Genomic DNA, 19358 nt, shown 5'->3' on the forward strand with positions numbered 1-19358 from the left:
CTAGTTCCTTGGCTGCTCGATTTCCCCGAGTGCGCGCCGGAGCGCTTCAGCCTCCTGGCCGTCCATGGACTGGACGAAGGCGGCCAGGGCCGCGTCGCGGTCCCCCGTCTGACCGAGGGCGTCGAACATCAGCTCGGACACGTAGGCCTCACGACTCGCGGCCGGGCTGTATCGCCACGCACGACCCTCTCGTGCTCGGGACACCACCTTCTTCTTGGCGAGCCGATCGAGCACGGTCATGACGGTCGTGTGTGCCAGGTCGCGTTCGGTGAGCGCTTTGCCGACCTCACGAACCGTCATTGGTTCGTTTCGTGCCCACAGTACATCCATCACCGCGCGTTCAAGTTCGCCAAGCCGATTCATGGATCCGAGTCTACCGGCGCTAGTACTACAGGCTGTCGTACCCCCGGTTAAATCCCGATCACCCGACGGGCAAGGCGATCCAACTCCGGGCGGCGGCCGGCCGGACCGACCGTTCAGGGGCGCGGGACGGCCCGGTCAACGGGACGCGGAGTGGCGGAACAGTCGAAATCACGTGCCGGTGCCGGACCCGACGGCGATACTGCCGGAGAACGCCGGGAAGGAGTTCCACCATGGGCACCAGTAACCACACGCGTCTCATCGTCACCAAAGGCGACATCACCGAGCAACAGGTGGACGCCATCGTCAACGCGGCCAACAGTTCCCTTCTCGGAGGGGGCGGGGTCGACGGCGCCATCCACCGCAAGGGCGGCGGGGCGATCCTGGAGGAGTGCCGCCGCCTGCGCGCGGGGCACCTCGGGGGCGGCCTTCCCACCGGCCACGCGGTGGCGACCACGGCCGGACGGCTCCCCGCCCGCTGGGTGATCCACACCGTGGGGCCGGTGCACAGCACCACGGAGGACCGCGGCGCCCAGCTCGCCTCCTGCTACACGGAGTCCCTGCGCCTGGCGCAGGACCTCGGCGCGGCGTCCGTCGCCTTCCCTGCGATCTCCACCGGCGTCTACCGGTGGCCGCTCGACGACGCCGCGCGCATCGCCGCCGAGGCGATCCACACGGCGCAGGCACGCGTGCCGGAGATCCGCATGGTCCTGTTCGACGACACCGCCCTGGCCGCCTTCGAGCGGGCCTTCGACACCACCTGAGCAAGGCGTGCGGCGGCCGGATCCGCACCACGCGGCCGGTCGCCGGGCCCACCGCCGGCCACCGGGCCCGCGGTTGGAGACCGGCTAGGCCGTGTTCTTCTGCGGGCTTTCGGTGAGCTCGCGGTCGTCAGGTCGTCTCTCGCAAGCCGATGGGCGAAGTTCAGCCTGGTTGTACTTCACGAGCACAGAGACGCCGCGAGAGGCGGTCCTGGCGGCCGCGAGCCCGGAATGCCGCAAAAAACACGGCCTAGTGGCCGGCCGCGAGGCGTTCGGCGAGGTCGGCGGTGGGGACCTCGTAGACCGGCGTGCCCGGGGCCAGCGGCACCAGCGTGGCCATCGCCTGGTCCGGGGTGATGTCCACGCGGGTGAAGGCCCGCACCGGCACGGCCCGCACGGTCTCGGCCGGGGTGAGCGGGTCGGCGGCGTAGGCGTTGGCCGGCCCGACCCACACCGGGATCCCCGCCAGCGTGCCCATGGAGGCGGCGTGCGTGTGCCCGCACAGCAGCAGGCGCACGTCGGTGCCCTTGACGACCTCGGCCAGCCGTTCCGGCCGTCGCAGCAGGATCGGCCCCATGAGGGGCTGCGTGCTGGTGATCGGCGGGTGGTGCAGGGTCAGGACCGTGCCGTGCGGGGCCGGTTCGGCCAGCTGGTCGGCCAGCCAGGCGAGCTGGTCGTCGTCGAGGTCGCCGTGGTGGGCGCCCGGGACGGTCGAGTCCAGGGTGATGATCCGCAGCCCGCCCACCCACACCGTGTCGTCGTAGGGCGCCTGGGACGGCTCGACGCCCAGCAGGCCGGACCGGAAGGCGCCGCGTTCGTCGTGGTTGCCCATGCCCACGACCACGACGGCGTCGAGGAGCCGGGCCGCCTCGCCCACGAGGTCCCGCACGATCCGGTAGGAGGGTTCGTCGCCCTGGTCGGTGATGTCCCCGGACAGGACGATGGCGTCGATCGCACCGCCGGAGGCGACGGCGGCGTCCAGCGCCGCCCGGAGCCCGGCCACCGGGTCGACCGAGTCGTACAGGGCTCCCTCGGCGACGGCGTGGACGTCGGTGAGGTGCAGGAGGGTGTGCTGGTAGCTCATGGCCCCACTCTGTGCCGAGGAGGTGAACGCCACTGCTCCTCTCCCCCAATGGCCGTCTACGGACCGGCGCCCGGTCAGTGCCCCGGATCGGCGATCGGCGGCGGATATCCGGGCGGCGGGTTCTCCTCCCGCCACGGCGTGTGCGCGCGCGTGCCCGGCAGATCGGCGAGTTCGGGCACGTACCTGCGGACGTAGTCGCCGCCGGGATCGAAGCGCCGGGCCTGGCGCAGCGGGTTGAAGGCCCGGTTGGGCCGTGTGTCGTTGCCGGTCCCCGCGACCCACTGCCAGTTGCCGTGGTTGTCGGCGACGTCCCCGTCCACGAGGTGGTCCTCGAAGTGCTCGGCGCCCTCGATCCAGTGCACCCGCAGCGTGCGCGTGAGGAACGCCGCGGTGATCATCCGGGTCCGGTTGTGCATGAACCCCTCCCGCAGGAGCTGGCGCATCCCCGCGTCCACGATGGGCACGCCGGTCCGTCCGCGCCGCCAGGCCGCGACGGCGTCGGGGTCGTGCCGCCACCCGCGCCCCCGGTCCCGGTAGTCGCGACGGTTGATGTCGGGGAAGGCCGCGGTCACCTGGTGGTGGAAGTCCCTCCACGCGAGCTGGCGCACGAACTCGTCGTGGCCGGGACGGCCCCGGCCCGCGAGGGCGACCTCCAGCGGGGACAGGCAGCCGAAGCGCAGATCGGCCGAGAGGAACGAGGTCGCCGCCCCGGCCAGGTCGTCCCGCCGGTCGGGGTAGTCGGCCTGACCGCGCTCCACCCAGGAGCGCAGCCTGGCCCTGGCCGCGTCCTCGCCGCCGGTGATCCGGTCCGCGGCGGCCTCTCCCCGGCCGCGGTCGCCCAGGGAGCGCGGCAGCTCACCGGGGGCGGGCCACCCGTGGGCGGGGATCGCGCTCGGCGCCTTCTCGACCGCGCGCCACGTGGCGGACTCCCAGGCCCGCCAGTAGGGGGTGAACACCTTGTAGTGGTCTCCGCCCTGGGGCACGACCTCCCCGGGCGGCACCACGGTCAGGCCCGGGAACTCCCGGACGGCCAGCCCGGCCTCGCGCAGCCTCCGCACGCGGCGGCCGGCGTGGCGGCTGACCCCGGCGCTGAGGTGGACCGTGTCCGCTCCGCCCTCCCGTGCCACGCGCAGGACCTCCTCGGCCGGGTCCCCCCGGCGCAGGACGAGGTCGGTCCCCCTGCTGCGCAGGGACCACCGCAGGTCGGTGAGGGCCTCCGCCAGGTAGGCGTTCCTGTTGCGGGCGGCCCGGTCCAGGAGACGGTCCTCGAGGACGAACAGCGGCAGGACGGGCCATCCGAGGGCCAGGGCGGCGCCCAACGCCGGATGGTCGTGGATGCGCAGGTCCTGGGTGAACAGGACGATCACGGCCGTCGTCACACGCGGCCTCCGACACGAAGGGGAGTCATACGATCACCTTAGAGGTCGCCTTCCTGGTGGGGGCGGCTTTCACCCAGTAGCGTGGGGACATGAGCCAGCAGTGCGCCACCTCACATCCGGAACCGGTCAGGCCCGTGGTCGGAGTGTCGAGCTGCTTGCTGGGCGCCCCCGTCCGCTACAACGGGGGCCATTCCCGCTCGCGGTTCCTCACCGACGAGCTGGGGCGGCACGTGGACTGGCTGCCCGTGTGCCCCGAAGCGGAGATCGGCCTGGGCGTGCCGCGGCCGACCCTGCGCCTGCAGCGGATCGGGGAGGCCGACCGGGTGATCTCCAGCAAGGACGGCGCCGACCACACCGACGACCTCGCCGCGGTCGCCGACCACCACCTCAAGGGCCTGAAGCACGTGGACGGGTACGTCCTCAAGAACAAGTCGCCGAGCTGCGGCCTCCTGGCCCTGCCGGTGTTCGACGACGCGGCCGACCGCGTGCACGGCAAGGGGCGCGGCGCCTTCGCCGAACGGCTGGTCGAGCTGCTGCCCGACCTGCCGGTGGAGGAGCAGGGCCGCCTGTCGGATCCCGGGCTGCGCGAGCACTTCGTGCAGCGGGTCTTCGCCCGCGCCCGGCTCCGGTCCCTGCTGTCGGGCGAGTGGCGGCCCCGGGACCTGGTGGAGTTCCACACCCGGCACAAGCTCCAGCTGATGTCCCACTCGCCGGAGGGCTACCGAGAGACCGGCCGGATCGTCGCCGCGGCGGGCGACGCCCCGCGCGAGCGGACCGCGAGCGCCTACGCGGAGGCCTTCCACCGCTCGATGGCGGTGCGCACGAGCCGCGGCAAGCACGCCAACGCGCTCCAGCACGCCTTCGGGATGCTGAGCGCGCTCCTGGACGACGCCCGCCGACACGACCTGTTGGAGGCGATCGAGTCCTACCGGGTGGGCCAGGCTCCGCTCAGCCTCCCGGTGGCGCTCCTGCGCCACCACTGCGCCGCCGAGGACGTGGTCTGGGCGCGCGAGCAGACCTACCTGCTCCCCTACCCGGACGACCTGCGGCTGCGCCACCCCGTCGACGTCTGACCGCGCCCCGGATCGACCATTCCGGCCACCCCTCGAACTCGCATGACTACAATCAGTCACTATCCGCGACCCGTCGTGTTTCGGAGGGACGTGGTGACCGCTGGTCCCGACTCTGAGGTTCGGTGTGTTCGCGACATTCTCCCGACGGGCCGTCATACTCGTCTCCTCCTGCGTCGTCGCCGTGGCCGCGGCCGCACTGGCGACCCTGCCGCCCGAGGGGGTCGCGGACCGGCTGGGCCTGCACCCGCCGGAGGCCGACCCCGCGCTCGCCACCGGCCGCCTGCTCGTCCCCGGTGACCGCGAGGCACCCGTTCCCGCGCCGATCCCCCAGCCCGGCCAGGTCGCCGTGTGCAACGAGCCCGGCACGGACGAGGTGGTGACACTGGCCGACGAGTCCGCCCCCGGCAGCGGGCGTCCGGTGTGGATCCGCCGCCCGCCCGGCCCCGACAGCGCCGACCTGCCCGTCCTCTACCTCCTGCACGGATCGGCCTCCACGCACGAGACCCTCATGGCGCAGGACCTCGGCCCGCTCCTGGACCACGAGATGTGCCGCACCGGGGTCGAGTTCGTCATCGCCGCGCCGCACGGCCAGGAGAACCGGGGCGCCACCACCGAGTGGGCCGACGCCGCCGACGGCCGGTTCGCGCTGGAGAGCTTCGTCACCGGTCCGGTGATCGAGGCGGTCGAGGGCGAGCACGTGCGCCCGCGGGAACTGCGGGCCATCGGCGGATTCTCCATGGGCGGCTACGGAGCGGCCGCCGCGGCGCTGCGCCACCCCGACCTGTACGCGCAGGTCGCGAGCTGGGCGGGGTACTTTCGCGTGGACGATCCCGACGGCGTGCTCGGCGAGGGCGCGGCGGACCACAGCCCCGACCTCCTGCTCGACTCCGCCGACGTCGAGCACCTGCGGTTCGTGCTGGTCGAGGGCACCGAGGAGCACACGCCGCTGCGGGAGGGGAGCATCCGCGGCGAGGCGGAGCGCTTCGCCGACCTGCTCGCCGACCGCGGTATGACAGTGGCCACTCTCCAGCCGCGCGGCGGACACGATTTCCCGACGTGGGGCCGCGCTTTGCCCGATGTCGCCGACTTCCTGGTGTCGGGGTGGGCCGCTACACCGTAGGCCGGGGGCCGTCTATACCAGACCCCTCGGACAATCCAGGCGGGAATGGTGTGTACCTTCGTCGCTGTTGACGACAGCGGCTGTATACACGACGTGGAGGGACCACCGGTGTCTGGAACCGTGCCTGAGGGAGACCTCCGTCCCTTTCCCTCCCGCGTCGCCACCATCAGCCTGCACACGTCTCCCCTGGACCAGCCGGGCACCGGTGACGCCGGCGGACTGAACGTCTACGTCGTCGAGGTCGCGCGCCGGATGGCCGAGCGCGGCGTGGCCGTGGACGTGTTCACCCGCGCGACCCGCGCCGACCTGCCCCCCGTGGTGGAGCTGGCGCCGGGGGTCAACGTCCGGCACGTCCCCGCGGGCCCCTTCGGCCACCTCGACAAGAACGCGCTCGCCGAGCACCTGTGTCCGTTCATCTTCGGACTCCTGCGCGCCGAGGCGCAGGGCGAACCCGGCCACTACGACCTCGTCCACGGCCACTACTGGCTGTCGGGACGCGCGGGCGTGGTGGCCGCTCGCCGTTGGGGGGTGCCGATGGTGCAGTCGATGCACACGATGGCCCGCGTGAAGAACGCCGCCCTGGCCGAGGGCGACCGGCCCGAACCCGAGCTGCGGGTGCGCGGCGAGGACCAGCTGGTCCGCCAGGCCGACCGGCTGATCGCCAACACCGACGACGAGGCTCGCCAGCTCAAGCGGCACTACGGGGCCGGCGACCACCAGATCAGCACGATCCCGCCGGGCGTGGACCTGGAGGTCTTCACCCCCGGCTCCCGTGCCGAGGCGCTGGGCCGGATCGGCCTGCCCTCGAACACCGAACTCCTGTTGTTCGTGGGCCGTGTGCAGCGCCTCAAGGCCCCCGACGTCCTCGTCCGCGCCGCCGCCGACCTCCTGGAGCGCGATCCCTCGCTGCGCTCGCGGTTGGTGGTCGGTGTGGTCGGCGGCCTGTCCGGTGCGGGCCGCGACGAGCCGCTCCTGCTCACCGACCTGGCCGAGTCCCTGGGCGTGGCCGACGTGGTGCGCCTGGAGCCCCCGCAGAACCGCCGGCGGCTGGCCGACTACTACCGCGCGGCCACGGCGACCGTGGTGCCGTCCTACTCCGAGTCCTTCGGCCTGGTGGCGGTTGAGTCCCAGGCCTGCGGCACGCCGGTCGTCGCCGCGCGCGTGGGCGGGTTGACCACGGCCGTCTCGGGCGGTGTGTCGGGGGTCCTGGTGGAGGGCCACGACCCCGCCGACTACGCCACCGAGCTGCACCGCCTGATCGCCGAGCCCGCCTGGCGTGCCAAGCTGGCGGAGGCGGCGCCCAAGCACGCCGCCACGCTGGGCTGGTCGCGGACCGTCGACGAACTGCTGGACGTGTACCGCACGAGCATCACCCCGCGCGCGCTGCCGCTGGCGGCGTGCCGATGACCGGAAGGGACCCGCAGGTGGATACGCAGACGGCGCGCGAGGCCGCGGCGAGGGCGATCTCCGAGGCGGTGGCCGAGGCCGGACTGGAGACGGAGCTGCCCCGGGAGGGCTCCTTCCTCGTCACGATCCCCGGCACGGCCAAGCTCAAGACCCTCGTGTGGCTGGAGGTCGGGCCGCACAGCCTCGGCGTGACCTCGTTCTTCTGCCGCCAACCGGACGAGAACCACGGTGAGTTCTACCGCTGGCTGATGCAGCGCAACTCCGGCATGTTCGGGATGGCCTTCGCCGCCGACGAGGTCGGAGACGTGTACATCCGCGGCCGGCTGCCGCTGGAGGGCGTCACGCCCGCGGAGGTCGACCGGCTGCTGGGGTGCGTGCTCACCTACTCCGACGAGAACTTCAACCGCGCTCTGGAGCTGGGCTTCGCCTCGGCGATCCGCAAGGAGTGGCGCTGGCGGGCCGAGCGCGGCCACGACATGCGCAACCTCCGGGCCTTCGCGCACCTGGCCGAGCCGCACCCGGGCGGCGAGCCCGCGACCCTGCCGGAGGGCTCCGCCTAGGGCGCCGCACGGCCCCGCACGGCCCAAGGCGACGGGGGCGCGTGGGGGCGGGCGGCGGAGTGGCTAGGCTTGCCCCCATGGGAACTCTGGTACTGCTGCGACATGGTGAGAGCGTCTGGAACGCGAAGGGCCTGTTCACCGGCTGGGTGGACGTGGACCTGTCGGCGACGGGCGAGGACGAGGCACGCCGGGGCGGTGAGCTGCTCAAGGACGCCGGCATCACGCCGGACATCCTGCACACCTCGCTGCTCAAGCGCGCCATCCGCACCGCGAACCTGGCTCTGGACGCCGCCGACCTGCACTGGCTGCCGGTCGAGCGCTCCTGGCGCCTCAACGAGCGCCACTACGGCGCCCTGCAGGGCAAGGACAAGGCGCAAACGCGCGAGGAGTACGGCGAAGAGCAGTTCATGATCTGGCGCCGCTCCTACGACACCCCGCCGCCGCCCATCGCCGACGACGACCCCTACTCGCAGGCCGCCGACGCCCGCTACGCCAAGCTGCCGTCGGAGCTCAACCCGCGTACCGAGTGCCTCAAGGACGTGCTGGACCGCGCCCTGCCCTACTGGTACGACGCCATCGTCCCCGACCTGGCCGCCGGCAGGACCGTCCTGGTCGCCGCGCACGGCAACTCGCTGCGCGCCCTGGTCAAGCACCTGGACGGGATCAGCGACGCCGACATCGCCGGGCTGAACATCCCCACCGGCATCCCGCTGATGTACGACCTCGACGACGACTTCCACCCGCGCAACCCGGGCGGCACCTACCTCGACCCGGAGGCCGCCAAGGCCGCCATCGAGGCCGTCGCCAACCAGGGCAAGAAGTAGCGAGCCCACGGCCTTCGGGCCCGCCTCGGCTCCGCACGGCGCCCGTGCCACCACCGGTGGCACGGGCGCCGTGCGTAGGGGCGTGCCCTCAGTACACGAGCGCCTGGGCTCCCTCGGCCACGGCCTCCTCGACGAACGACGGCGCTCCGGCGATGCGCACACCCTCGATGAGGTCGTCCTGGGTCAGGTCCCTCCGGGCGGCGCACTGCGTGCACACCGTCACGCGGCCCGCGGCCAGGACCGCGTCGAGGAGGTCGGACAGGGGGGCGGCGTGCGGGAGGGCGAACTGCTCGGCACGGCCGGGGACGGCGAACCACGCCGACTCCCCGGTCAGCCAGAGCGAGACGTCGACCCCGCTGGCCAGGGCCGCCGCGGCGACCGTGAACGCCTGGTTGCACCGCTCGGGGTCGTTCTCTCCGGAAGTGACCTTGATCACCAAGGAACGGGACATGTCGGTCAGCCTACTGTCAGTCCGACGAGGACCAGCACCGCCCCCGCCACAGCACAGGCGCCGAAGGCGACCGTGAGCGCCACCGCCTCCCGGCGCCGCGGCGGGGTCCGGGCGGGCTGGGCGTCGATGCCGTGCTCGATGGACAGCTTGCCGCCCTCGGGGGCGACCAGCACGACCCGGCCCTCTCGCAGCTGGACCCGTCCGCTGACGCGGACCCGCGCCCCCGGCCGGATGACCCACTCGCGGTACTCGAACTCGATCGTCTCGCCGCGGAAGACCCCGGAGATCCGACCGCGCACGCGCGGCAGCAGGTCGTCCGCGGCGGCGGCCACACCCGGCTGGGGGCGTCCGACCAGGCGTTTGAGGCACAGCTCGGCGCCACGGGTCTCGGCGTCGTCCGGGTCGACGAAGACGCGGTCGCCGTCGGCGGGGTCGCCCTCGGCGACCAGGCCGAAGAGCTCCTCGCCGCCGTACTCGGCGATGGGGTCGCAGGCGCGTTCGCGGACCGTGCCGCCGTCCTGGTTGAGCGGGCGGTAGTGCCGCAGCACCTCGTGCCCGTGCCACACGCACTCGGCGCCGGCCAGCCCGGAGGTGATGGGACCCGCGGGCCCGGGGGCGGCGACGCCGGACAGGGTGACGCGGCGGCCCTCCAGTCTGGCGAGCGCCCGGGGACGCAGTTGGGCGACGCCGCGCTGGCGCAGCCAGCGGCGCAGGCCGATGAAAGTGAGCGGCAGGAGGACGACCGCGGCGATGAGCAGCGCCGAACCGATGACCAGCAACACAGGCCGCCCCTTATTTCTGCGTCGGAGGTAGGAGACGAACGGCGGGTTCGACACCCCGTGACCACACCGTGTCGCAGACAATCTTTACCAGTTCTTCGGGAAAGCGGGGCCAATTGGGCATGGCCGTCCCTGGGCGCACTGGTGGCAGGGTCGGGGAGCCGGTCCGAGCGGACGTGCCAGTGCTCCGATCCCGCTACGCTCAGAGGTCATGGACGCTGAAGTACACCCCGATCTGGCGAAACTGTCCTTCCTGCTCGGCCGGTGGGAGGGCGTCGGCATCGCCGGCTACGCCGAAGAGGAAGAGTTCCAGTTCGGGCAGGAGGTCGAGTTCTCCCACAACCCGGACGCGCCGTACCTGACCTACAGCAGCAAGGCCTGGCGGATGAAGGCCGACGGCACGCTGGGCGAGGTCATCGCGGAGGAGTCCGGCTACTGGCGTGCGCTGTCGGAGGCCGACACCGCGCAGTACGCCAAGGACGACGACAAGAACATCATCCACCTCGAGGTGCTCATCTCCCACAACGAGGGGTTCATCGAGTCCTACCTGGGCAACGTGTTCGCCAACCGGGTGGAGATGGCCACCAACGCGGTGATGCACACGATCACCGGCCTGGAGGTCACCGCCTCGCACCGGCTCTACGGCCTCTTCGGAGACGACCGGGAGACCCTGGGCTACGCGTGGGACCTGGCGGCGCGCGGCCACGAGCTGCGCTCCTACATGTCGGCGCAGTTGAAGAAGGCCGGCGCGCGGCCGACCGAGAAGTAGCCCCGCGGCCGGGCCGCGGGCAGGGGCAGACCCCGGGTGTCCTCCCACCGAGGGGGTGGGGCCGGTCGGACGAGTTCCGGCGACCCGGGGTCCGGGTGTCCGTCGTGGATTCGCGGCGAACGACGTCGCGAACGCGAGCGTCGTCCTAGCGGACGGCCACCTCGCCAGTCCTGAGATCAATCATCTTCTGGACCACCTCCTTTCCTGCGTGCCACCGACAGTACGTCTGGTGGTCCCGGTGGGGCAAATGTTTTTTCGGCACCTATTTGCACAGGTCAGAAGCTTGTTGGCGAGCGGCGTGGCGAGGCGGCTAGTCTCGGCTGTATGACTTCGCCGCTGCTGAGCACATCCGGTGCCGTAACCGCCGAGCACACCGACTCCGGCGTCGCCGCGCACTACGGGGACCCCGCGCACGAGGGCCGCGCCATCGAGCGCGCCGCCGCGTGGGTGGACCGGAGCAACCGGGACGTGGTCCGTGTGAGCGGACACGACCGCCTCAACTGGCTCAACGACCTCACCAGCCAACTCACGATCGGCCTCGCCCCGGGTGCGGGCACCGAGTCGCTGGTCCTGGACGGGCGGGGCCACCTGCGCTTCCACCTGTCGCTGGTGGACGACGGGGAGTCCACCTGGATCCACACCGAGCCGGGCCGCGGCCCCGATCTGGCCGCGTTCCTGGACTCGATGCGCTTCATGCTGCGCGTGGAGGTCGCCGACCCCGGCCGCGACTTCGCGGTGCTGACCGTCCTCGGCCCCAAGCGCGCGGAGGCGATCGACGACGCCGGCGATGTGCTGGAGGGCGTGGTCGCACGCCTGACGATGGATGAGACCGACCTGTTCGTGCCCGCCGAGCGGCTGACCGAGGCCGCCGAGGCGCTCACCGCCGCCGGGGCGCGGCCCGCCGGGATGTGGGCCTACGAGGCCGAGCGGATCGCGCAGCACCGGGTGCGCGCGGGCGTGGACACCGACGAGCGCACGATCCCGCACGAGGTGGACTGGGTCGGCCGCGCGGTGCACCTGGAGAAGGGCTGCTACCCGGGCCAGGAGACGGTGGCACGGGTGCACAACCTGGGACGCCCCCCGCGCCGCCTGGTCATGCTGCACCTGGACGGCACCGCCGAGCGCCTGCCGAAGGTGGGCGCCCCGATCGAACTCGACGGCCGCAAGGTCGGCCGGGTGGGCTCGTCGGCCCGCCACCACGAGCTGGGTCCCATCGCGCTGGGCCTGGTCAAGCGCTCGATCCCCACCGACAGCGATCTGGAGGTCGAGGGGATCGCCGCCGGCCAGGATGTCGTGGTGGACCCCGACACCGGCGCCAACGCCCAGATCACCCTGCGCCGCCGCCCGAAGTAGGCGCCGATCTCAGGCGCCGATCTCAGGCCGCCGGGCGCGAGGCGTCCTCGCGCGCGGCGGCGCGGAAGCGTCCCGGCGACTGCCCGCGGGCGCGGCTGAACGCCCGGTTGAAGGCGTGCGCGGAGGTGTAGCCGACCGCGTGGGCGACGGTCTCCAGGGAGTCGTCCGTGTCGCGCAGGCGCCGTGCCGCCAGGTCCATCCGCCACTGCGTGAGGTAGGCGCCCGGCGCCTGCCCGGCCGCGGCGAGGAAGCGTCTCGACAGCGTCGCCCGTGACACGGCCAGTTCCGCGGCGAGCGCCTCGGTGGTCCAGGCGCGGCCCGGATCGCGGTGCAGCCGGGTGAGCGCGTCGGTCACCAGCGGGTCGCCCAGGACGCGCAGCCACGACTTCCCCGCCTCCTCCGGCCGGGTGAGAAGCCAGACCCTGAGCAGCTGGACCAGCAGGATGTCGACCAGGCGGTCGAGGACGACGGCGGTCGCCATCTGCGGGTGCGCCATCTCGCGCGCGAGAAGGCGGACGGTGTCGTCCAGGCAGGTGCCGCCGCGGTCGCCGCGCACGTGCACGACCGTGGGGAGAGTCGCCAGCACCTGCGTGGACATCGCGTGGTCGTACTCGTAGGAGGCGCCCAGGATATGGGTGGCGACCTCCCCCTCGCCGAGCCGGAGCACGTCGCCCCTGCCGCGTGCCAGCTCCGCGGCGACGTGGTCGCAGGCGGGAGAGCGCAGACCAGGGGCTCCGGAGACATCGTGTTCGCCGCCGTTCGGCAGCAGCACGGCGTCGCCCGGCATGAGCTGTGTGGGGTCGTGTCCGGGGACCGTGAGCCACGCCGTTCCGGCGGCGACGGCGTAGACGACGGCGGAGCCGGGGGTCGGGGTCCAGCGCACGCCCCATCCCTGGGCGCCCTCGATCCGCGCCCCGAGTGCCCCGCGCACGCCGGTGACGGTGAGGATGTCCGACAGCAAGTCCATGCGCGGACCCTACGCCCTGCGAGTGGCAGGTGTCCAGGTGCCGTCGGACCCAGTGCGTGTGCCCTCGTGCGACAAACGGACACCGATCTGCGTAGGTGAGTCATCGACCTGCTCACCTCCTGCTCCCTACGGTGAATCGAGACAGTCACCGCCGCGAGCACCTCCGCTCGCCGTCCACGGGAGAAAGCATGAAGCTCGCCGGAAGCACAGCCCTCGTCACCGGTGCCAACCGCGGTATCGGTCGGCACTTCGCCCTGCAGTTGCTCGAACGCGGCGCCGCCAAGGTCTACGCGACCGCCCGCACGCCCGAGAAGGTCGACATCCCCGGAGCCGAGGTGCTGGCGCTCGACATCACCGATCCGGACTCGGTCGCAGCCGCGGCGTCGGCGGCGGCCGACGTCGACGTCCTGATCAACAACGCCGGGGTGTCCCTCCGGCAGAACCTCGTCCTCGGCGATCTGGAGCAGGTGCGCCGGGAGATGGAGACCAACGTCTTCGGCACGCTCGACGTGATCCGCGCGTTCGCGCCCGTCCTGGCCGCGAACGGCGGCGGCGCCGTCCTGAACGTGCTGTCCGCCCTGTCGTGGTCGGTCTTCGACGGCGCGAACGGCTACGCCATGTCCAAGGCCGCCGAATGGTCCCTCACCAACGGCGTCCGGGTGGAGCTCGCCGAGCAGGGGACGCTGGTGACCGGCCTGCTCCTGGCCGGGACCGACACCGACATGATGGCCGGGAGCGACGCGGAGCTGAACGACCCCGCCGACGTGGTGCGCGCGGCGCTCGACGGGCTCGCGGCCGACCGGACGGAGGTCCTCGCCGACGACACGACGGTGCAGTTGAAGGCCGCATTGTCCGCGGACACCGGCATCCGCTTCCAGAACCCGGCCGGGGCGCGGTAGCCGGTCGATCCGCGTTCGGAAGCCTCTGACGTGCGCGGGTCCGCGGCGCGGGCACACATGACCCGTCCGGCCTACCCAGTTCGCCGCCCGTTGAATCATCGGCCTCCGCCCCCTATCGTGCAAGAGTCGTATCAATCGTTCAGTGAACGATTAATCCGTTCGCAGCACACACGGAGGGGAAGACATGCCGCGTTCACCGGGGGCCGAGGGCGCCCCGCCGCGGATCCCGCGCAGGACGGCTCTGCTGGGGGGAGCCGGGGCGCTCGGGGCCGCGGTCCTGCTCCCCGGCTGCGCCTCGTCCGGCCCGCGGGCGGCACCGGCGCTCCCCGAGGCCGCCGCCACGGGTGCCACCGCCGACGGCGGCGTGCTGCGCATGGCCCGGCCGCCCGCCTCGCAGGCCGAGACCCTGGACCCGGCCAGCTCCCTGTCCGCCTACGAGTACCTCGGCGCCCTGTACAGCCGGCTGGTCCGGATGGACGCGGAGGGCCACACCGCTCCCGACCTGGCCACCGGGTGGGAGGCCGACGACGCCGGCCTGGTGTGGACCTTCCGGCTCCGCGACGGGGTCCGCTTCCACGACGGCCGCCGCTTCACCTCGGCGGACGCCGCCTACACGCTCCGCCGGATCGTCGACCCCGACCTCGCCTCGCCGCAGGGCACGGTCCTGGGCCCGCTGATCGACCCGGGCCGCGTGCACACCCCCGAGCCGGGTGTGCTGGTGGTCGAGCTCACCACGCCCAACTTCGAGTTCCCGGCGCTGCTCACCAACTACAACTGCTACGTCGTGCCCGACGGCGACGGCGACACGATCGGTTCGACCGGCATCGGCACCGGGCCCTTCCGGCTCGACTCCTTCTCCCCCGGCGGCCGGGGCCGGATCGTGGCCTACGACGACCACTGGGAGGGACCGCCCACCCTGGACGCCATCGAGATGTTCTCGATGACCGACAACCAGGCGCGGACCAACGCGCTGCTGGCCGGGCAGGTCGACCTGATCTCGCAGACCAACCTGGACTTCGCCACCGCCCGCGTCGTCGAGGCCTCCGACCGCGCGACCATCGCGCGCTCGGTCAACGCCCAGTGGTACGTGCTGCCGATGCTCACCACGGCCGAGCCGTTCACCGACGCGCGCGTGCGCCAGGCGATGAAGCTGGCCTACGACCCCCGGCACATCATCGACGTGGCCCTCCAGGGCACCGGGGTTCCCGGCAACGACAACCCGGTCCCGCCGGACACGCCCTACTGGACCGACTACGCGGTCGAACGCGACCCGGAGCGGGCCCGCGCGCTGCTCGCCGAGGCCGGGCACGAGCGCCTGAGCATGGAGCTCTACACCTCCAGCTACGACCCGGTGTTCACCCCGATGGCGCTGGCCTACCGCGACTCCGTGGCCGAGGCCGGGATCGACATCACCGTCCGCAACACCTCCGCGGACTCCTACTACACCCAGATCTGGATGCAGAAGCCGCTCATGGCGACGTACTGGTACACCGGGCGCCCGGCCGACCAGCTGCTCAACCAGGTCTTCCGCAGCGGTTCCTCGTACAACGAGACCGCCTGGGCCGACGACGCCTTCGACGACCTGCTCGACGCCGCCCGCGCCACGGCCGACGAGGACCGCCGCCGCACCCTGTACCAGGACGCCCAGCGGATGGTCGTGGACGAGGGCGGCGCGATGACCCCGATGTTCGCCGACCGGCTGGTCGGCCTCTCCCGGGACGTCCTCAACTACCACGAGTCCGGATTCGAGTTCGACTACCTCAACATCGGATTGAGGCCCTGATGATCGTCTACATCTCCAGGCGGCTGCTGTCCGCGGTCGTCACCGTGCTCCTGGCGTCGGTGATCGTGTTCGCCGCCGTCCAGCTGCTCCCGGGCGACGTCGCCACCCAGGTGCTCGGCCAGGACGCCACCCCCGACGCCGTGGCCGCGCTGCGCGAGCAGATGGGCCTGAACCGCCCGGCCGCCCTGCGGTTCGTCGACTGGGTCACCGGTGCCGTGCGCGGCGACTTCGGGGTGTCCCTGGTCTCCGGCGAGCCCGTCGCGGCGACCCTGTGGCTGCACCTGCGCAACACCATGCTCATCGCGGTCGCCACCATCGCCGTCGCGGTCACCTCCTCGATCGTGCTGGGCGTCCTCGCCGGCCTGTACCGCGACCGCTGGCCGGACACGGTGATCTCCACCCTGACCCTGGTCGGGATGAGCGTGCCGGAGTTCGTCGTGGCGACCCTGCTCGTGCTGGCGCTGTCCATCACGGTGCCGGTCCTGCCGGCCGTGGTCCTGGACGAGGCGTCCGCGCCGGTCGCCGATCTGCTGCCCGCGGTCGTCCTGCCCACCATCGCGCTGTCGGTCGTCATGACCGCCTACATCGTGCGGATGACCCGGACCAGCGTCATCGACGTGATGGCGAGCGAGTTCGTCACCACCGCGCGGCTCAAGGGCCTCGGCACCGGCCGGGTCGTGGTGCGCCACGCCCTGCCCAGCGCGCTGCTGCCCACCCTGAACGTGATCGCGATGAACGTCGCGTGGCTGGTCGGCGGGGTCGCCGTGGTCGAGAACGTCTTCAACTACCCCGGCGTCGGACGGATGCTGCTGGAGGCCGTGCACAACCGCGACCTGCCGGTCCTGCAGGCCATCGCCGTGGTCAGCGCGGCCGTGTACGTGCTGTGCAACCTCGCCGCCGACCTGGGCGCGATGGCGCTCAACCCGCGGCTGCGCACCGGAGAGAGGAGCGCCCGATGAGCGAGTTCCCGCACGGGGCCGCCAGGCCCGACGGAGAACCCGGAGCCACGGGAGCCACGGGAGCCACGGGAGCCACCGGAGCGGTGGGAGCGGCGGACGCCGCCAGGCCCGCCGGGACGGTCCGGACGACGCTGCGCTCGCTCGCGCGGTCCACCCCGGCCGTGGTCGGCCTGTCCCTGGTCGCCCTGCACCTGCTGCTGGCGCTGCTCGCGCCGCTGCTCACCTCGCATCCCCCCACGGCCAACGTGCCCGGCGCGGCGCTGCTCGGGCCGAGTGCCGACCACTGGGCCGGCACCGACGCCTACGGCCGGGACGTGCTGAGCCGGGTGCTGTACGGCGGACGCTACGCGCTGATGGTGTCGTTCGCCGCGACCGCCTGCGCCGTCGCGCTCGGCACCGTCATGGGCTGCGCGACGGCGCTCAAGGGCGGCTGGCTGGACGACGCGCTGATGCGCGTGCTCGACGCGATCCTGGCCATCCCGCCGATCCTGGCGCTGCTCGTGGTGGTGACGGTGCTCGGGGCCGGGCCCTCGGTGATCGTGCTCGCCGTGACCGTGGTCTACGCGCCGCAGGTCGTGCGCGTGGTGCGGGCCGCCGCGCTCGGCGTGGCCCCGCTCGACTACGTGACCGCCGCGCGGGCGCGCGGAGAGCGCACCGTCCCGATCCTGGTCCGCGAGGTCCTGCCGAACATCGCGCACGTGGTGTCCGTGGAGTTCGCGATGCGCGCCTCCTGGGTGGTCCTGCTGATCAGCTCGCTGTCCTTCCTCGGGTTCGGCGCCAACCCGCCCACCCCGGACTGGGGGCTGATGGTGGCCGAGAACCGCACCGCCATGGTCGTGGTGCCGTGGGCGACGCTCGCCCCGATCATCGCCCTGGCGACCCTGGTCGTCGGGCTGAACCTGTCCGCCGACGGCCTGTCCCGGGCCTGGGGCGTCGACCGCGTGAAGGAGAGCTCATGAGCAGCGCCGAGTCCGGACCCCTGGTGCGGGTCGAAGGGCTGTCCGTGGCCTACCGCTCCGGCGGCGCCGACGTGACCGTGGCCCGCGACGTGTCCTTCGAGGCGGCGGCCGGGCGGACGGTGGCCGTGGTCGGCGAGTCCGGCAGCGGCAAGTCCACCGTCGCCGGCGCCCTGCTCGGCCACCTGCGGCACGGCTCCCGGGTCACCGGCGGCCGGGTGGTGGTGGACGGCAAGGACGTCCTGTCCCTGGACGCGCGGGGCCTGCGCGAGCTGCGCACCCGCGACATCGCGATGGTGGGGCAGAACGCGGGGCACGCGCTCACACCGTCGATGCGTGTGGGCACGCAGATCGAGGAGTCCCTGCTGGCGCAGGGCATGACGCGCGCGCAGCGGCGCGAACGGGTCCGCTCGCTGGTGGAGAAGGTCGGACTGCCCGACCCCGAGGGGATCGCGCGCCGGTACCCGCACCAGCTCTCGGGCGGGCAGCAGCAGCGGGTGGCGATCGCCATGGCGCTGGCGGCGCGGCCGAAGGTGCTCGTGCTGGACGAGCCCACGACCGCGCTGGACGTGGTCACCCAGGCGCGGATCCTGGACCTGGTGGCCGGGTTGGGCGAGGAGTTCGGCCTGACGTCGATCCTGGTCAGCCACGACCTGGGGGTCGTCGCCCGGATGGCCGACCAGGTCGTGGTCATGCGGGAGGGCGAGGTCGTGGAGGCGGCCGCCGCGGCGGAGCTGTTCGACGCGCCGCGGCACCCGTACACGCGCCGCCTGCTCGCGAGCGTGCCGAGGATCAGCGACCGGGGGCTGGCCGAGGTCGCCGACGACGGGACGCGGACCGTGCGCGAGCGCGTGCCGGTCCCCGACGACGCGCCCGAGGTGGTCTCGCTGCGCGACGTGACGATCGACTACGGCGCCCACCGGGCCGTGGCCGGCGTCTCGCTCGGACTGCGCCGGGGCGAGGTGCTGGCCCTGGTCGGGGAGTCGGGCAGCGGCAAGTCGACGCTGGCCTGGTCCCTGGCGGGCCTGCGCGCGCCCTCCTCCGGGACGATGCGCCTGCTCGGCACGGGCGGCGAGGGCGGCAAGGGTTCCGGCGGCGAGGGCGAGGGCGACCTCACCGTGCGAGCGCGCAAGCGGCCGCCGGGCGTGCGCCGCCGCGTCCAGCTCGTGTTCCAGAACGCCGACACCTCCCTCAACCCGCGGCGGATCGTGCGCGAGGCCGTCCGCCGGCCGCTGCGGTTCTTCGGCCTGGCCGAGCGCGGCGGCGCCGACGAGCGGGCGCGCGAGCTGCTCGCCGACGTCGCCCTGGACCCGGCGCTGTCGGACCGGCTGCCCGGACAGCTCTCCGGCGGCCAGCGCCAGCGGGTCGGCATCGCCCGCGCCCTGGCCGGGGACCCGCACGTGGTGGTCGCCGACGAGGTCACCACCGCGCTCGACGTGTCGGTCCAGGCGTCCGTCCTCGCCCTGCTGGACGACCTGCGCACCGAACGGGACCTGGCGTTCGTCTTCATCAGCCACGACCTGGCGGTGGTGCGCGGCATCGCCGACCGGGTCGCGGTGATGCGCGACGGGCTGGTCGTGGAGGAGGGGCCGGTCGAGGCGGTCTTCACCGGACCCAACCACCCCTACACACGGCGGCTTCTGGACGCGGTCCTGGAGCCGCGGCCGGTCGGGGACGGCGGTGAGGCCGGCGCGACCGCGGGGGCGTCCGCGCCGACGGGGGACACCGCCGTCCCCGAGGACCGGGCCACGGTCCCCGACCCGGAATGGATCGACCTGGGCGGCGGCCACCGGATCCGCTGCTGGCACACCGACGGATCCGGTCGGCGGTCCTGACACCCGGCCCCGCCACGGACGGGGCCCACACGAGAGACG

19 protein-coding genes are annotated in these 19358 nt (G+C 72.9%); 13 read left to right on the top strand and 6 right to left on the bottom strand.

What is annotated here, in order from left to right:
* Positions 1-363, bottom strand: a complete 363-nt coding sequence (locus tag DFP74_RS08275) for a BlaI/MecI/CopY family transcriptional regulator (RefSeq protein WP_082376267.1) — start codon at positions 361-363, stop codon at positions 1-3.
* Positions 364-593: 230 nt separating this feature from the next.
* Here DFP74_RS08275 and DFP74_RS08280 point away from each other — a divergent pair, with 230 nt between their 5' ends.
* Positions 594-1124: an O-acetyl-ADP-ribose deacetylase gene (locus tag DFP74_RS08280; RefSeq protein WP_121181150.1), complete on the top strand. Its 531-nt coding sequence runs from the start codon at positions 594-596 to the stop codon at positions 1122-1124.
* A 247-nt stretch (positions 1125-1371) separates the two neighbouring features.
* Here DFP74_RS08280 and DFP74_RS08285 read toward each other — a convergent pair whose 3' ends face one another.
* Positions 1372-2205, bottom strand: coding sequence for a metallophosphoesterase (locus DFP74_RS08285; protein ID WP_147453838.1), 834 nt, complete (start codon positions 2203-2205; stop codon positions 1372-1374).
* Between the two features lie 74 nt (positions 2206-2279).
* Complete coding sequence (locus DFP74_RS08290) at positions 2280-3584, bottom strand: deoxyribodipyrimidine photo-lyase (RefSeq protein ID WP_121181152.1); 1305 nt, start codon at positions 3582-3584, stop codon at positions 2280-2282.
* 89 nt (positions 3585-3673) lie between these two features.
* Between DFP74_RS08290 and DFP74_RS08295 the strand changes: the two genes are divergently transcribed.
* The 5 genes from DFP74_RS08295 to DFP74_RS08315 all read left to right on the top strand — a co-directional run bounded on the left by DFP74_RS08295 (position 3674) and on the right by DFP74_RS08315 (position 8568).
* Positions 3674-4657, top strand: a complete 984-nt coding sequence (locus DFP74_RS08295) for a DUF523 and DUF1722 domain-containing protein (RefSeq protein ID WP_121181153.1) — start codon at positions 3674-3676, stop codon at positions 4655-4657.
* 124 nt (positions 4658-4781) lie between these two features.
* Positions 4782-5777, top strand: a complete 996-nt coding sequence (locus tag DFP74_RS08300; RefSeq protein ID WP_121181154.1) for an esterase family protein — start codon at positions 4782-4784, stop codon at positions 5775-5777.
* A gap of 108 nt (positions 5778-5885) precedes the next feature.
* Positions 5886-7184 carry a D-inositol-3-phosphate glycosyltransferase gene (gene mshA, locus DFP74_RS08305; RefSeq protein WP_233570872.1) on the top strand — a complete coding sequence of 433 codons (1299 nt, stop codon included), beginning with the start codon at positions 5886-5888 and terminating at the stop codon, positions 7182-7184.
* Positions 7181-7744 carry a YbjN domain-containing protein gene (locus DFP74_RS08310; RefSeq protein ID WP_121188125.1) on the top strand — a complete coding sequence of 188 codons (564 nt, stop codon included), beginning with the start codon at positions 7181-7183 and terminating at the stop codon, positions 7742-7744. The genes mshA and DFP74_RS08310 overlap by 4 nt, the downstream gene beginning before the upstream one ends.
* A gap of 77 nt (positions 7745-7821) precedes the next feature.
* Entirely contained in the window at positions 7822-8568 is a 747-nt protein-coding gene (locus DFP74_RS08315; RefSeq protein WP_121181156.1) for a phosphoglyceromutase, read from the top strand.
* Between the two features lie 88 nt (positions 8569-8656).
* Here DFP74_RS08315 and DFP74_RS08320 read toward each other — a convergent pair whose 3' ends face one another.
* Both DFP74_RS08320 and DFP74_RS08325 read right to left on the bottom strand, forming a co-directional pair.
* Complete coding sequence (locus DFP74_RS08320) at positions 8657-9019, bottom strand: DsrE family protein (RefSeq protein WP_121181157.1); 363 nt, start codon at positions 9017-9019, stop codon at positions 8657-8659.
* Between the two features lie 5 nt (positions 9020-9024).
* Positions 9025-9801, bottom strand: a complete 777-nt coding sequence (locus DFP74_RS08325) for a hypothetical protein (protein ID WP_121181158.1) — start codon at positions 9799-9801, stop codon at positions 9025-9027.
* Positions 9802-10009: 208 nt separating this feature from the next.
* On the opposite strand from DFP74_RS08325, the gene DFP74_RS08330 reads away from it, so the two are divergent.
* Both DFP74_RS08330 and DFP74_RS08335 read left to right on the top strand, forming a co-directional pair.
* Positions 10010-10567, top strand: coding sequence for an FABP family protein (locus DFP74_RS08330; protein WP_121181159.1), 558 nt, complete (start codon positions 10010-10012; stop codon positions 10565-10567).
* Positions 10568-10891: 324 nt separating this feature from the next.
* Complete coding sequence (locus DFP74_RS08335; protein ID WP_121181160.1) at positions 10892-11920, top strand: folate-binding protein YgfZ; 1029 nt, start codon at positions 10892-10894, stop codon at positions 11918-11920.
* Between the two features lie 22 nt (positions 11921-11942).
* Here DFP74_RS08335 and DFP74_RS08340 read toward each other — a convergent pair whose 3' ends face one another.
* Positions 11943-12887, bottom strand: coding sequence for an AraC family transcriptional regulator (locus tag DFP74_RS08340; RefSeq protein ID WP_121181161.1), 945 nt, complete (start codon positions 12885-12887; stop codon positions 11943-11945).
* A gap of 188 nt (positions 12888-13075) precedes the next feature.
* Between DFP74_RS08340 and DFP74_RS08345 the strand changes: the two genes are divergently transcribed.
* From DFP74_RS08345 to DFP74_RS08365, 5 genes are all read left to right on the top strand, one after another.
* Positions 13076-13786, top strand: a complete 711-nt coding sequence (locus tag DFP74_RS08345) for an SDR family oxidoreductase (RefSeq protein ID WP_121181162.1) — start codon at positions 13076-13078, stop codon at positions 13784-13786.
* A gap of 184 nt (positions 13787-13970) precedes the next feature.
* Positions 13971-15569, top strand: a complete 1599-nt coding sequence (locus DFP74_RS08350) for an ABC transporter substrate-binding protein (RefSeq protein ID WP_121181163.1) — start codon at positions 13971-13973, stop codon at positions 15567-15569.
* The gene (locus DFP74_RS08355; RefSeq protein WP_121181164.1) at positions 15569-16528 is read left to right on the top strand and encodes an ABC transporter permease; all 960 of its coding nucleotides are present in this window, start codon (positions 15569-15571) and stop codon (positions 16526-16528) included. Before DFP74_RS08350 ends, DFP74_RS08355 begins: the two co-directional genes overlap by 1 nt.
* Positions 16525-17487 carry an ABC transporter permease gene (locus DFP74_RS08360; RefSeq protein ID WP_121181165.1) on the top strand — a complete coding sequence of 321 codons (963 nt, stop codon included), beginning with the start codon at positions 16525-16527 and terminating at the stop codon, positions 17485-17487. Before DFP74_RS08355 ends, DFP74_RS08360 begins: the two co-directional genes overlap by 4 nt.
* The gene (locus DFP74_RS08365) at positions 17484-19319 is read left to right on the top strand and encodes an ABC transporter ATP-binding protein (protein WP_121181166.1); all 1836 of its coding nucleotides are present in this window, start codon (positions 17484-17486) and stop codon (positions 19317-19319) included. Before DFP74_RS08360 ends, DFP74_RS08365 begins: the two co-directional genes overlap by 4 nt.
* Positions 19320-19358 lie beyond the last annotated feature (39 nt).

Origin of the sequence: Nocardiopsis sp. Huas11 (assembly GCF_003634495.1) — a bacterium.
Taxonomy (GTDB): domain Bacteria; phylum Actinomycetota; class Actinomycetes; order Streptosporangiales; family Streptosporangiaceae; genus Nocardiopsis.